Source organism: Cellulosimicrobium sp. ES-005 (assembly GCF_040448685.1).
Lineage (GTDB): Bacteria > Actinomycetota > Actinomycetes > Actinomycetales > Cellulomonadaceae > Cellulosimicrobium > Cellulosimicrobium cellulans_G.
Genome location: NZ_CP159290.1, coordinates 4401044 through 4414899, shown reverse-complemented (window position 1 = coordinate 4414899; position 13856 = coordinate 4401044). Strand labels below are relative to the sequence as shown.

The 13856-nt window shown below is 76.7% G+C and carries 11 protein-coding genes; 4 read left to right on the top strand and 7 right to left on the bottom strand.

Annotated features, from left to right (window positions below; genetic code table 11):
• Window positions 1–78 precede the first annotated feature (78 nt).
• The gene (locus ABRQ22_RS19665; protein ID WP_353707902.1) at window positions 79–1077 is read right to left on the bottom strand and encodes a nucleoside-diphosphate sugar epimerase; all 999 of its coding nucleotides are present in this window, start codon (window positions 1075–1077) and stop codon (window positions 79–81) included.
• Window positions 1078–1242: 165 nt separating this feature from the next.
• Between ABRQ22_RS19665 and ABRQ22_RS19660 the strand changes: the two genes are divergently transcribed.
• Window positions 1243–2790 (top strand): zinc-dependent metalloprotease, encoded by a 1548-nt coding sequence (locus tag ABRQ22_RS19660; protein ID WP_353707901.1) that lies wholly within the window; start codon window positions 1243–1245, stop codon window positions 2788–2790.
• Window positions 2791–2821: 31 nt separating this feature from the next.
• Here ABRQ22_RS19660 and ABRQ22_RS19655 read toward each other — a convergent pair whose 3' ends face one another.
• Window positions 2822–3406 (bottom strand): YgjP-like metallopeptidase domain-containing protein, encoded by a 585-nt coding sequence (locus ABRQ22_RS19655; protein WP_253050944.1) that lies wholly within the window; start codon window positions 3404–3406, stop codon window positions 2822–2824.
• 235 nt (window positions 3407–3641) lie between these two features.
• On the opposite strand from ABRQ22_RS19655, the gene ABRQ22_RS19650 reads away from it, so the two are divergent.
• Window positions 3642–4769, top strand: coding sequence for a ThiF family adenylyltransferase (locus ABRQ22_RS19650; protein ID WP_353707900.1), 1128 nt, complete (start codon window positions 3642–3644; stop codon window positions 4767–4769).
• On the opposite strand, the gene ABRQ22_RS19645 is transcribed toward ABRQ22_RS19650, so the two are convergent.
• From ABRQ22_RS19645 to ABRQ22_RS19635, 3 genes are all read right to left on the bottom strand, one after another.
• On the bottom strand, window positions 4743–5108 hold the full coding sequence (locus ABRQ22_RS19645; protein ID WP_253051433.1) for a WhiB family transcriptional regulator: 366 nt from the start codon (window positions 5106–5108) through the stop codon (window positions 4743–4745). The genes ABRQ22_RS19650 and ABRQ22_RS19645 overlap by 27 nt on opposite strands.
• A 253-nt stretch (window positions 5109–5361) precedes the next feature.
• Window positions 5362–5517 carry a hypothetical protein gene (locus tag ABRQ22_RS19640; protein WP_353707899.1) on the bottom strand — a complete coding sequence of 52 codons (156 nt, stop codon included), beginning with the start codon at window positions 5515–5517 and terminating at the stop codon, window positions 5362–5364.
• Window positions 5518–5683: 166 nt separating this feature from the next.
• The gene (locus ABRQ22_RS19635; RefSeq protein ID WP_353707898.1) at window positions 5684–7738 is read right to left on the bottom strand and encodes an ATP-dependent DNA helicase UvrD2; all 2055 of its coding nucleotides are present in this window, start codon (window positions 7736–7738) and stop codon (window positions 5684–5686) included.
• Window positions 7739–7938: 200 nt separating this feature from the next.
• Here ABRQ22_RS19635 and ABRQ22_RS19630 point away from each other — a divergent pair, with 200 nt between their 5' ends.
• Entirely contained in the window at window positions 7939–8205 is a 267-nt protein-coding gene (locus ABRQ22_RS19630; protein ID WP_047233411.1) for a mycoredoxin, read from the top strand.
• Between the two features lie 82 nt (window positions 8206–8287).
• Here ABRQ22_RS19630 and nudC read toward each other — a convergent pair whose 3' ends face one another.
• Complete coding sequence (gene nudC / locus ABRQ22_RS19625; RefSeq protein WP_353707897.1) at window positions 8288–9322, bottom strand: NAD(+) diphosphatase; 1035 nt, start codon at window positions 9320–9322, stop codon at window positions 8288–8290.
• 71 nt (window positions 9323–9393) lie between these two features.
• Here nudC and ABRQ22_RS19620 point away from each other — a divergent pair, with 71 nt between their 5' ends.
• Window positions 9394–10314 carry a phosphotransferase gene (locus ABRQ22_RS19620; RefSeq protein ID WP_253050939.1) on the top strand — a complete coding sequence of 307 codons (921 nt, stop codon included), beginning with the start codon at window positions 9394–9396 and terminating at the stop codon, window positions 10312–10314.
• 79 nt (window positions 10315–10393) lie between these two features.
• On the opposite strand, the gene ABRQ22_RS19615 is transcribed toward ABRQ22_RS19620, so the two are convergent.
• Entirely contained in the window at window positions 10394–13795 is a 3402-nt protein-coding gene (locus ABRQ22_RS19615) for an ATP-dependent DNA helicase (protein WP_353709588.1), read from the bottom strand.
• Between the last annotated feature and the right edge of the window lie 61 nt (window positions 13796–13856).

The window sequence follows — 13856 nt, the reverse complement described above, 5'->3', positions numbered from 1 at the left end:
CCCGAGGATGCTGGGATCTCCCTGCCGACCGCGCCCACTCGTCCCGGGCGCTGCCGACCGGCACCCGACGGCGCACCGTCAGGGGCGGCGCGACCGCGCCTGACGCCAGACCGCCGCGGTCCCCAGGACCGCGACCGCCGCTCCCGCGGCGCCGAGGGCCGCCGCGTCACGACCGCCGAACCGGAGCCCCGCGACGCCCACCCGGCCGCGCACCTCCGCGAGCAGCACCTCCAGCGCCGCCGCGCCCGACCAGGCCGGCGTCCACCCGGCGTCGTGCAGGCGCCCGGCCGCGACCGACCACGGGTGCACGACGAACGCGAGGTCGCTCGCCGGCGACGGCAGCACCCCGACGCGGTGCAGCCGCTCGGCGGCGCCGAACGCGGTCGCGGGCGGGAGCTGCACCGTGCGCAGGCCGGCCGCCGCCGCCACCGTCTCGGAGTCCAGCGCGTCGGGCAGCCCGTCGCGCAGCGGGCCGGCCGTCAGACCGCCGACGAGCCCACCGTCGACCGCGACGCGCACCGCGGCGACGACGTCCTCGACGTGCACGAGGTGCCACGTGCGCTCCCCGCCGCGGACGGTGAGCAGACGCGGGGCCTCGAAGTGCCGCGTGAGGAGCGTGTCGATCCCCGGCCCGACGACGACGGTCGGCCGCACGAGCCCGAGCGGCACCCCGCCCACCGCCTCGCGCAGCGCGTCCTCGAACGCGGCCACGTCCCCCGCGAACCCCGGTCCGTCGTCGACGGCGACCGGGTCGTCGTCCTCGATCACCGCGCGACCGGGCGTCGCCCCGTGCACCGCGGCCGACGTCACGGCGACGACGTGCTCGATCCCCGCCGCGACCGCGGCCTCGCCCGCGCGCCTCCCGAGGAGCGCCAGCCGGGCGCGCTGCTCGGCGTCGGTCCTCGCGCGCGGCGCCCCGAACTCCCCCGCCGGGGCGACCACGACGAGCCGGCGCGCGCCGTCGGGCCACCCCTCGGGGTCGACGGGCGACGCGTCGGCGGCGCCCAGCCCGCGACGTACCGCGCCGGCGACCTGCCCGACGCCGACGACCACGACGGGCTCTCCCGGCGGCCTCACGGGCTCGGACCGGGGGGCCTCCCCCGGGTCGCCCGGCGGTCGTCCCCCGCCCGGGACCGCGTCGCTGCGCCGTGAGCGAACCCGGCCCTCGGACATGGCCCAGCCCCCGTTCTCGGCGGTCGATCGTGGTTACGGTGATCACCGACGCTACCGTGAGGAGTCGCCATGAGCAGCCTTCCCCCCGACCGCACGCCCGGACCGGACGACGACACGCCCTTCGACCCGCGGTTCGAGGAGCTGCTCCGCTCGATGCTCGGACCCGACGCGGACGAGGCGCTGCGCGAGCTGCGCGCCCGCGGCCTCGACCCCCAGGCGCTCGCCGCCGGGGGCGCGGCGGACCCCCAGCTCTTCCAGCACGTCCTCGCGCAGGTCCAGCGGCTCCTGTCGACGCCGAGCGACGGCCCGGTGAACACGGACGTCTCGCACGACGTCGCCCGCCAGGTCGCCGTCGCCGAGGGCGACCCCTCCGTCACGGCGGCGCAGCAGCGCGCCGTGACGGAGTCGTTGTCCGTGGCCGAGCTGTGGCTCGACGCCGTCACCGACCTCCCGCCGTCGGGCGGACGTGCCCAGGCCTGGAGCCGGTCCGAGTGGGTCGAGCACACGCTCCCGGCGTGGAACGAGCTCGTCGCGCCCGTCGCGGCGTCGGTGGCCGACGCGCTCGCGACGGTCCTGCGCGACCAGCTCCCGGAGGGCCTCGGCGAGGACCCGTCGGCGCTGCCCGGGGTCGGGTTCACGCTCCCGGGCCAGGTGCCCGGGCTCCCCGCCGGCGCGCTCGGGATGCCGGGCGACCCCGCGGCGCTCATGCAGCGCCTCGGCGCGGCCGTCTTCGGCATGCAGGTGGGCCAGGCGGCGGGGACGCTGTCGCGCGAGGTCTTCGGGGCCACCGACGTCGGGCTGCCGCTGCTCGACCAGCCCGGGACGGTCCTCCTGCCGACGAACGTCGAGGCGTTCGCCGAGGGGCTGGACGCCCCCGCGGACGAGGTCCGCCTGTTCCTCGCGCTCCGCGAGGCGGCCCACGCGCGCCTCTTCACGCACGTCTCGTGGCTGCGCGGGCACCTGCGCAGCCTGGTCGATGCGTACGCGCGCGGCATCACCATCGACCTGTCCGCGCTCGAGTCGCAGCTCTCCGACGTCGACCTCACCGACACGGGCGCCCTCCAGCGCGCCCTGTCCGGCGGCGTCTTCGGGCTCCAGAACACTCCCGAGCAGCAGGCCACGCTCCTGCGGCTCGAGACGACGCTCGCGCTCGTCGAGGGCTGGGTCGACGAGGTGACGGCAGCCGCGGCCCTCCCCCACCTGCCGCACGCGGTCCCGCTGCGCGAGATGCTGCGCCGCCGGCGTGCCGCGGGCGGTCCCGCCGAGCACACGTTCGCGACCCTGGTCGGGCTGGAGCTGCGTCCCCGTCGCTCGCGCGACGCGGCGGCCCTGTGGGCGCTCATCGCCGCGCAGTCCGGCCCGAGCGCCCGCGACGGCGTCTGGGACCACCCCGACCTCCTGCCCGACGCGACCGACCTCGACGACCCCGCGGGCTACGAGAGCCGGCGTGCCGTGACCCGCATCGAGGAGGCCGACGTCGACCGCGCGCTCGAGGAGATCTTCCGCGCCGCCGAGGGGACGGGGGACGCCGAGCCCCCGAGCAGCACGGCGGACGGCGCGTCGACGGACGACACGACCGACGACGGGCCGACGGACGCGGGTAGCGGCGAGCGCTGAGCCTCCGGCGCCCTCAGGGGCGCCCGACCCCTCAGGGGGTGCCGGACGACCCGTCGGCCGCGAGCCCGGCGTCTCCCTCGGGGGCGCCGGGCTCGTCGCCGTCGGGCTCGAGCTCCGCGTCCCGCGCGAACGAGAAGCCCTCCAGGAAGCCGCGCGCCCGGTCCGTCCGCGGGTACGACTCGAGCAGCTTCCAGAACCCCGGGCCGTGGCCGGCGTGGAGCAGGTGGGCGAGCTCGTGCAGCAGCACGTAGTCGAGCACCCACGAGGGCATCCCCCGCACGCGGGTCGAGATGCGGATCGTCCCGTCGATGAGGGTGCACGACCCCCACCGCCGGTCCTGGTTCCCGGACCAGCGCACGCTCGTCGGGTGCGCGCGGCCGTCGAGGTACTTCTCGGACAGCTCGACGGCGCGGCGCTCGAGCTCGTCGTCGGAGGGGCGTCGCCGCCGCTCGGAGTCGGCCAGGCGGTCGAGCATGCGCTGGACCCACTCCCGCTCCTGCGCGCGGGTGAAGCGCGCCGGGATCGCCACGATGGTGCGCTCGCCGTCGCGGTAGGCGCTCACCGTGCTCTTGCGTCGGCGGCTGCGCCGAACCTCCACGATCGTCTCCCGGACCACGCTCAGACCGTAGTGGTTCTCGCCACGAAACGGCAGGGGCCCACGCCGTGCGGTGCGGATTTCCGCACCGCACGGTCGAGCAGACGTCGCGGGGAGCTGTGCTGCCGGTCAAGGAACCGCCTGCGAAGCGTCGTCGAGGTCTGCCTGTGGACAACTCGGGTCGGGGGTCGCCTCCGTGCCACGCTGACCGCGGGCGGCCGAGCGCGCCGCCCGCCCCACGACCCGCGGAGGACACGTGCAGCGACGACGCGTGCTACGGCCCGAGGCCCCGCTGCTGCGGCGCGGCCCGGGCGAGGTGCAGGTCGGCACCGACCCACGGTGGTCGGTCCGGCTCGCCGGGCTCGAGCCCGGCGAGGAGGAGTGGCTGCGCGCGCTCGCGTCGCCGGCGGCCCGGCGTCCCGACGGGGACGCGGCCGGCCCGCCCACGGCGCCCGGCCGGCGCGCCGCGCTCGTCCGGCTCCTCGAGGAGGCGCACCTGCTCGTCCCCGCCCGTCGGCGACGCCCCGTCTCGCCCGCCCCGGGGAACGGCGCGGCGGACGTGGGCGTGCTCTCGGCGCTGCGGCCCGACGGCGCGGGGCACCGGGTCCTCGCGTCCCGCGCCCGGGCGACCGTCGCCGTCGTCGGGCTGGGGCGGGTCGGGGCCGCGCTCGCCGCGCACCTCGCGACGGCCGGGGTGGGCACGGTCGTCCTGGAGGACCGCGGCACGGTCCTCGCCACGGACGTCGGGGTGGGCGCGTACCGGCTGCGCGACGTCGGGACGCCCCGCGAGACCGCGGTGCGGCGGCTCGTCGAGGAGGTGGCGCCCGGGGTCGTCGTCACCGCGGGCACAGGCGCGGGCGCCGGCGCCCCGGTTGACGACCGGGTGACGGGAGCACGGGGCCGGGTCCCGGACGTCGTGGTCGTGGTCGAGCACGGCGCGGCGGACCCGGAGCGGGTCGGGCGGCTCGTGGGAGAGGGGGTGGCGCACCTGTCGGTCGTGGTGCGCGAGGCCGACGTCGTCGTCGGACCGTTCGTCCGGCCGGGCCTCGACCCGTGCCTGACGTGCGTGGACCTGCACCACGCCGACGCGGACCCGTGCTGGCCGCAGCTGGCGCGGCAGCTGCGCGACGGGCGCGTGCGCGCGGCCGAGGAGTCGTCGCTCGCGGCCTCGGCGGCCGCGGTCGCGCTCGGTCAGGTCCTGGCAGCCCTGGACGGGCTGGTGCCCCGCGCAGCCACGGCCCGCATCGAGATCCCTGCTCCCGATGCGGTGCCGCGGCTGCGCGAGACGGGTCGCCACCCGCGCTGCGGGTGCGACGAGCTGGCGCGCACGCCCCCGGACGGGGCGTCGCTCACCATGTCAGGCCGCCGTCGAGGCGCCGACTGACGCCCCGGCCTCGACGCGCGACGCCTCCTGCGCCTGGCGCTCGGCCTCACGGGCGAGCACCTCGGCCTTGCTCGGACGGCCGCGGCCGCGCTTGCGCGCGACGACGACGCCGTCCACGAAGACCTCGCCGCCCCAGACGCCCCAGGGCTCGCGGCGCTCGATCGCGCCGGCGAGGCAGCCCTCGACGAGGGGGCACGTGCGGCACAGGGCCTTGGCCTCCTCGACCTCGGCGGACCGCTCGGCGAACCAGAGCTCCGGGTCGTTGGTGCGGCAGGGCAGCAGGCCCGCGAGGAGGCGGTCGAACTCCGCGGAGTCCTGCTCGCCGAGGGGCGTGGCCAGCGGTTGGTGGGGGACCCAGGGGCCGGATCCGCCCTGGGCAGTGATGTTGTCGAGCAGCGCGGTGAGCCGCACGATGTCCTCCAGTGATGTCCTGTCGTGGGTGTGAACGTCGTCGTCACAGGACCTGAGGACAGCGGTCCCCGTCCGTAGGAAGGACGGGAGAGACCGGTGATCCTCATCGGCAGACGTGCTCTGGAGAACACGAAGGCCACGGGTCCGAGACGGACTCCGCGGCCTGGAAGGTTCTGGTCGGTCAGACCAGAGATGTCCTGGAGGCGGAGTCGGGAGCGGGGCGGGCGACGAAGGTGCCGCCGCGGTGCGCGGCTGCACGCGGACGGAGTCCTCCTGGCGTGCCCGTGTAGACGGACGCGTTATCCAGCAGGTTCGCCATGGCGATCTGGTTCTTCATCAGCTTTCCCACCCCCTCTCTCCGTTCGAGGCCCGCCTCCCGGCGCGCCCCTCTCCAACAGGACTCGTCGACCATATGTCGCGCGTCGCGGGACGCACAACTTATTTACGGGAATTTCTTCGACGAGTTTCTCGAACCCTCCTGGGAGCCCGAGAACGGCTCCGCGTCACCGTTCCGCGCGGCCCACGATGTCCAGGATCGTCGCGCCGTACCGCTCGATCTTCGCCGGCCCGAGCCCGTTGATGCGGGCCAGGGCGGCCGTGCTGGTGGGCCGGGACTCGGCGATCGCCGCGAGCGCGCTGTCCACCAGCACGGTGAACGCCGGCTTGTCCGTCTCCTGCGCGACCTGGCGCCGCCACTCGCGCAGGCTCTCGAACAGCTCGCGGTCGTACTCCCCCGTGAGCCGCAGCTTCGCCTGCCCGGAGCGCGGACGGCGCGTGCCGTGGGCTCCCGGCTCGTCCGGCCACAGCCCGTCGAGGAACCGGGTCCGGCGCCGCGTCGCGCGACCGCCGGGGTTCCGCGACCGGGCGAAGGACAGCTCCAGGTGCTCGCGGGCCCGGGTGATGCCCACGTAGAGCAGCCGCCGTTCCTCCGCGATCGCCTCGTCCGTCTCGGCGAGGGAGATCGGCATGAGCCCCTCGCTCGTGCCCGCGAGGAACACCGCGTCCCACTCGAGGCCCTTGGCCGCGTGGAGCGACGCGAGCGTCACGCCCTCCACCGTCGGGGCGTGCTGCGCGGCGGCGCGCTCGTCGAGCTCGGCCACGAAGGTCGCGACCGTCGGCGCGGGCCCCTCGGCCGCCTGCGCGAGCGCGGCGACGTCGTCGGCGAGCGCGACGAGCGCCTGCGTGGACTCCCACCGCTCGCGCGCCGCCCCGCGCGCGGCGGGCGGCTCGGGTGCCCACCCGGCGGCGGCGAGGACGTCGCGCACCGTCTCGGGCATCGGGACGTCGGGGTCGGCCGACCGGGCCGCCCCGCGCAGGAGCACGATCGCGTCGCGCACCTCCTTGCGCTGGAAGAAGCGCTCGCCGCCCCGGACGAGGTAGCCGATGCCCGCGTCGGCGAGCGCCGACTCGAAGGCCTCCGACTGCGCGTTGGTGCGGTAGAGGACCGCGATCTCGCTCGCGCGCGTGCCGGCCGCGAGGAGCCGCGAGATCCGCTGGGCGATGCCGGCGGCCTCCGCCTCGTCGTCGTCGTACGTGGTGAACGCGACCGGGGGGCCGGCGGGCCGCTGGGCGACGAGCTCGAGCGCCTGGTGCGCGCCGCCCGCGCGCCCGGCGCGCGCGAGGAGCTGGTTCGCGAGGTTCACGACCTGCGGCGTCGAGCGGTAGTCCCGCACCAGCCGGATGACCTGGGCGCCCGGGTGGGTGCGCGAGAACGTGAGGAGGTGGTGCGGCGTCGCGCCCGTGAACGAGTAGATCGTCTGCGACGGGTCCCCGACGACGCACAGCTCCTCGCGCCCCCCGAGCCACTGGTCGAGGACGAACTGCTGCAGCGGCGAGACGTCCTGGTACTCGTCGACGACGAAGTGCCGGTACTGACGACGCACCTCGTCCGCGACGCCGCCCTGCGTCGCGAGCATGTCGCCCAGCATGAGGAGCACGTCCTCGAAGTCGATGACCGACCGCTCGGTCTTCACGTCCTCGTACGCCGTGATGAGGCGCGCGACCGTCTGGTGGTCGTACCCGGCGGGGGGCTCGCGGTCGATCGCCTCGCACGCCCGGACGTAGTCGTCCGCGGTGACGAGCGAGACCTTGGCCCACTCGACCTCGGACGACAGGTCCCGCACCGCGACACGGTCGACGCCCACGCCGAGGCGACGCGCCGACTCGGCGATGACCGGCGCCTTGTGCTCCAGGATGCGCGGCGGCGCGCCCCCGACGACCTTGGGCCAGAAGTAGCCGAGCTGGCGCAGCGCCGCCGCGTGGAACGTCCGTGCCTGGACTCCCGTCGCACCCAGCTCGCGCAGTCGGGTGCGCATCTCCCCCGCAGCGCGCGCCGTGAAGGTCACGGCGAGCACGCTCGTCGGGGTGTAGACACCGGTGCGGACGCCGTAGGCGATGCGGTGCGTGATCGCGCGCGTCTTGCCGGTCCCCGCGCCCGCGAGCACGCAGACCGGGCCGCGCAGCGCGACCGCGACGTCGCGCTGGTCGGGGTCGAGCGCGTCGAGGATCTCGTCGGCGGTGCGCAGGGACGGCGGGCGTGAGACCGGTGGTGTGGACATCACCCGCGATTCTCGCAGGCGTCGCCGACACGCGGGCGCCGGCCGGACACGGCCCAGGACGTCGGCGGGGGCGTCGGCGGGGGTGTCGGCGGAGCGTGGCACGGGCTCTGGACGGGAACAGCGCGCAGGCCGCCGGTGTTACCGTCACGACCGACCGCCCGCGGCACGCGCCGCCCGGAACCGCACCAGGAGAGCCCTCGATGAGCACCGCCCCGACCCTTCCCGACGCAGGCTCGATCGTCATGTACTCGACGAGCTGGTGCGGGTACTGCCGCCGCCTCAAGACGCAGCTCGACTCCGAGGGCATCGGCTACACCGAGGTGAACATCGAGGAGACGCCCGGCACGGCGGAGTTCGTGGAGTCGGTGAACGGAGGCAACCAGACGGTCCCGACCGTCGTCTTCCCCGACGGCTCGGCCGCGACCAACCCGTCGCTCGCGGAGGTCAAGCAGCGCCTCGCCGTCTGATCCCACCCCGTCGTGGGCGTGAAACGGGCCCGGTCCGGACGTCCGGACCGGGCCCCTTCCATGCCCACGACGTCGGGGGCGGTCAGGCGTCGGGGAGACGGTCGCCGAACCAGTCCTCGACCAGCGAGCGCGCGATGGACGCGCGGCCCGGGAGCAGCACCTCCTGCGCGCGCACGGCGGCGGCGAGCTCGGGGCGCGTGAACCACCGCGCGTCGGTGAGCTCGACGCCGTCGACGTGCAGGGCGGTCGTCAGCGCCCGGGCGGCGAACCCGAGCATGAGCGACGCCGGGAACGGCCAGGGCTGGCTCCCGCGGTAGGCGACCTCGCCGACGACGACGCCCGCCTCCTCCGCGACCTCGCGCCGCACCGCGCTCTCGAGCGACTCCCCCGGCTCGACGTACCCGGCGAGCGTCGAGAAGCGCCGCTCGGGCCAGTGCGCCGCGTGGCCGAGCAGCAGCCGCTCGTCGTCGCCCTCCCCGTGCACGACCGTCATGATGACCGCCGGGTCCGTGCGCGGGTACAGCTCCACGCCCTGCGCGACGCAGCGCCGCGTCCAGCCCCCGTTCTCGACCGTCGTCCGGCCGCCGCACCGGGGGCACCGGGTGTGGTTCGCGTGCCACGCCGCGAGCGCGACCGCCTCGGTCGCGAGGCCCGCGAGCGGCGCGTCGAGCCCGCCGACGAGCTCGCGCAGCCCCGACCACGACCGCTCGCGCGCGAGCACGGCGAACGGGTCGGAGGCGTCGACGCCCTCGATGTCGACCTCCTCCGCGTCGGCGTCGTCGGGCAGGACGAGCGCCAGGTACGTCGTGCCGTCCCCCTCGCCGAGGAAGAGCCAGCGCGCCTGGTCCTCGTCGGCGGCGGCACCGACCTCGGCCAGGGTCGCCGGGTCGAGCAGCGCGACGCCGTCCGCCGGGCTCGGACCGGCGAGCGCGAGGCGGCCGCGGTGGACGAGCACGACGCGGGTCGTGTCCTCGCCGCGCAGCCTCCCCACGAGGTCGGGCTCGCCGCGGCGGTGGGCCGCGCGGTCCAGGACCGCGCCGTCGAGCGGGAGCGGGAGGTCGCGGAGGGCGGTCACGGGCAGCGTGCCCGACGACGGCGGGGTGGCGGGGGTGGTCACCCTCCGACCGTAGGCCACGCGACCGGCGTGGGTGCCCCGGGCGGCGGGCGGGGAGCGACTACCGTGGTCGGGTGCCTCGCTCTCCGTTGACCCTCGCCGCGCTCGCGACCGCCGCCGTGCCGGGTCTCGACGCCCGCAGCGCGCTGGCCGTCGAGGACCCGGGCGACTACGACACCGCCGTCGTGACGGACGCCGAGGGCGCCCGGTGGACCGTGCGCGCCCCGCGCAGCCTCCAGGCCGGGGCCGCCCTCGAGGCCGAGGCGGAGCTGCTCACCTCGCTCCAGCTCTACGCCGACACCGGCGTGCTGTCGTTCGCGGTGCCCCGCATCAGCGGGACCGCGCTCCTGCCGGAGGGCGGCCGCGCGATCGTGCACCCGGCGCTCGACGGGACGACGCTCGACGTCGACGCGCTGCGCCCCGGGCCGGGGCTCGCCGCCGACCTCGGTCGCGTCCTCGCGTCGATCCACGAGCTGCCCCGCACGATCGTGGACGACGCGGGGCTGCCCGGGTACGACGTCGAGGAGTACCGCGCCCGGCGGATGGCGGAGCTCGACGAGGCCGCGGCGACCGGGAAGGTGCCGACGACCCTCCTGCGACGCTGGGAGACGGCGCTCGAGGACGTGTCGCTGTGGCGGTTCCAGCCGGTCGTCGTGCACGGGGACCTCGGCCCGGAGCAGGTCCTCGTCGCGCGCGGGCGCGTCGTCGCCGTGACGGACTGGGCCAGCGCGCGCGTCGCGGACCCGGCGGACGACCTCGCGTGGCTGCTCGTCTCCGCGCCGCCCGAGGCGATCGACTCGATCATGGAGGCGTACCAGCTGCGCCGGACCGAGCTCACCGACAAGAATCTCGTGGACCGCGCGCTGCTCGTCGGCGAGCTCGCGCTCGCACGCTGGCTCCTGCACGGCGTCCGCCACGGGCTCGACGACGTCGTCGCCGACGCGCTCGACATGCTCGCCGACCTGGACGACGCCACGCAGGACGCCGACGACTGACCCGGCCGGGCGTCCTGGCACGGGTCGCGCCGGAGGCGGTCCCGCCCGTCGACGGGTCGGCCGTGGGCAGGTCCGCCGCTCAGCCCGTCAGCAGCGCCTCGATCTCCGCCTCGCCCAGGAGCCTGCGTGGGCGCACGGTCTCGTCGGACGCGACGTAGTAGAACGCGGCGTTCACCTTGTCGAGCGGGATCCCCGTCCACCGCGACCACGCGAGCCGGTAGACCGCGAGCTGCACCTCGCGCACGCCGCGCGCCGCGGGGTCCGCCGGCGCCCGTCCCGTCTTCCAGTCGACGACCACGACGGCGTCCCGCGCCCCGCCGGCGTGCTCGGGCCGTTCGGGGAACACCGCGTCGATGCGCGAGCGCAGGACCGTGCCGCCGACCGGGGTCTCGACGTCGACCTCGACCGCGACGGGGGTCCTGGTCGCCCACTCGGACGCGAGGAACGTCCGCTGCAGGGTCTCGAGGTCCGCGTCCGGGTCGAGGTCGTCGTCGTCCGCGCCGGGGAGGTCCTCGACGTCCAGGAGCGACGACGTCGTGAAGTAGCGCTCGGCCCACAGGTGGAACCGCGTGCCGCGACGCGCGTGCACCGTGGGCTCGACCGGGACCGGGCGCCGCAGGTGCAGCGCGTACTCGTCGCGGTCGGCCGCGAGACGCACGAGGCTCGACGCCGAGACGTGCGCGGGCAGCTCGACCTCCCGGCCCGAGCGCTCGGCCCGCTCCGCGAGCAGGACCTGGGCGAGCGCGACGAGGTCGCGTCCCTCGGCGTCGACGAGCACGCCCGTGGGCGCCGTGAGCCCCGCTGGGCGGCTCCCGTCCGCGCGGGCGAGGGCGGCACGCTCGACCGCCGCCGCGGTGTCGCGCAGGACGGCGCGGGCCGACCCGTCGGGGGCGTCGTCCGGTGCGGGCCACTCCCCCGTGACCTCGACGTCCTCCAGCGGGTTGGTGTCGTCGGGCCCCGGCGGGGCCGACCAGCCGTCCGCCGCCACGACCCCGGACTCCACGAGCTCGAGGAGGAACGGCGAGAGCACGCGCGGGCGGGAGCCCGTCTGCCACCACGAGGCCGTGAGGTACAGCTCCCGGCGCGCCCGGGTGAACGCGACGTACGCGAGCCGACGCTCCTCCGCGAGCTGGTGCTCACCGCACGCAGCCCGGAACTCGTCGCGCCGCGCCACGAGCTCCTTGGTGTCCGACGCGAGGTCGTAGCGGAACTCCGGCAGGTCGGCGGCGTCGCCGCGCAGCGGGTACGGGAGCTGGCTCACGTCGGTCAGCCAGCCGCTGTCCGCGCGCACTCCCGAGGACGACTGCGCCGTCGTCGGGAACACGCCGTCGACGAGCCCCGGGACGACGACGACGTCCCACTCGAGCCCCTTCGCGGCGTGCGCGGTGATGACCTGCACGGCGTCCGGGTCGGGCTCGCGCACGGGCAGGTCCAGCCCGTTCTCGCGCGTCGACGCGACCCCGAGCCACGCGAGGAACGCGCCCAGCGTCACGACGTCCGCCGTCTGGGTGAACGTCGCGGCCACGTCGCGGAACGCGTCGAGGTGCTCGCGCGCGCGGTCGCTCACGGCCTCCGGGTCCACGAGCCGGCGCGACGCGAGCAGCGCCTCGGTCGTGACGGCCTCGACGTCGAGACCGAGCGCGCGCTCCGCCTCGACGACGAGCTCCGGCAGCGACAGGTACGTGAGCCCGCGCAGCGCGCGCAGGGTGCGGGCGAGCGCCGACAGGCGGGCGTGGCCCTGCGGCGTGAGCGTGCGGCCGTCGGCGGCGGGCTCGCCCGGCTCGGGAAGGTCGTCGAGGGCGTCGACGATCGAGCGGTGGTCGGCCACGTCGCCCTCCACGACCACGAGCTCGGCGCCGTCGCCGTCGGCCGGCGCCGCCGCGCGGCGGCGCGACCCGAGCGCGCCCTCGTGCCGCGCGAGGTCCGCCGCGCGGCTGCCCAGGGCGTGCAGGTCCGCCGCCCCGAGGTTGAGCCGGGGACCCGTGAGGAGACGGACGAGCGCGTCGCCGCGCGAGGGGTCGTGCACCGCCTCGAGGAGCGCGACGACGTCGACGACCTCCGGCGTCGTCAGGAGCCCGCCGAGCCCCACGACCTCCACCGGCAGGCCGCGGCGCCGCAGCGCCACCTCGACCGCGGCGAACTGGCTGCGCTTGCGGCACAGGACCGCGGCCGTGACGCGCCCGCCCGGGGCGCTCGCCGGCCGCCAGCGCGCGGCGACGAGCTCCGCGACGGCCGCGGCCTCCTCCTCGGCGGTGGCCGCGACGTGCGCGGACACCGTGCCCGGTCCGGCGCCCGGGCGCAGCGCGAGCGCGGGGACCTCGACCCGGTCGCCGCCACCCGCCCCCGCCGCCCCCCGCAGCGGGCCCGCGGTGACGTTCGCCGCGGCCAGCACCGCGGCGTCGTTGCGCCACGACGTCGACAGGAAGCGCACGGCCGACCGGTCGCCCGTCGACCGCGGGAACCGCTCGGGGAACCGCGCGAGGCCGCCCGCGCTCGCGCCGCGCCACCCGTAGATCGACTGGTGCGGGTCGCCGACCGCGGTCACGGGGTGCCCGCCGCCGAACAGCCCCGCGAGGAGCTCGACCTGCGCGTGCGACGTGTCCTGGTACTCGTCGAGCAGGACGACGCGGAACCGCGCCCGCTCCGTCTCCCCCACGACCGGGACCTCGCGCGCGAGCCGGGCCGCGAGCGCCACCTGGTCGCCGAAGTCGAGGGAGTCCGTGGCGCGCTTGCGGCGCCGGTACTCCGCGACGACGTCGAGCAGCCGGACGCGCTCGGCGACGTCGCCGACGAGCTTCTCGACCTCCTTGGTCCGGGCCTTCTGCCGCGGTCCGAGCGGGAGCGCGTCGAGCTGCTCGACGATGGCGGCCAGGCGGTCGCGCGCGTCGGCGGGCTCGAGGAGGTGCTCGCCGAGCGCGCCCGACAGCCCGAGCACCGCCGCGACGACGGTGCTCAGCGCGCGGTCCGTGCCGAGGTCGTCGTCCCAGCCCTCCACGACCTCGGACGCGAGCTGCCACTGCTGCGCCTCGCCCAGCAGCCGCGCGCCGGGCTCGACGCCGACGCGCAGGCCGTGGTCCCCGACGAGCGACGCGGCGTACGCGTTGTACGTCGCGACCGTCGGGCGGTCGAGCAGCGACAGGGCGGACGACGCGCCGCCGCGGGCGCGCGCGAGCTGTGCGAGCCGCACCTGGACGCGCTCGGACAGCTCGCCTGCCGCCTTGCGCGTGAAGGTCAGGCCGAGCACCGCGTCGGGCGCGACGAGCTCGTTCGCGATGAGCCAGACGACGCGCGCCGCCATCGTCTCCGTCTTGCCAGAGCCCGCCCCGGCGACGACGAGCGTCGGCTCGAGCGGCGCCTCGATCACCTCGACCTGCTCCGGCGTCGGCCGGGGCCGGCCCAGCAGGTCCGCGATGCGGGTCGCGGACAGAGTCGGGCGGGGCGGGGCGTCGGCGCCCGCCCCGGCCGTCGTCGCCTCGACCACGACCCCGTCGGCCGCGACCAGCCGGACCGGCGGTCGCGTCGCCTCGGGTTCCGGGAGCTCG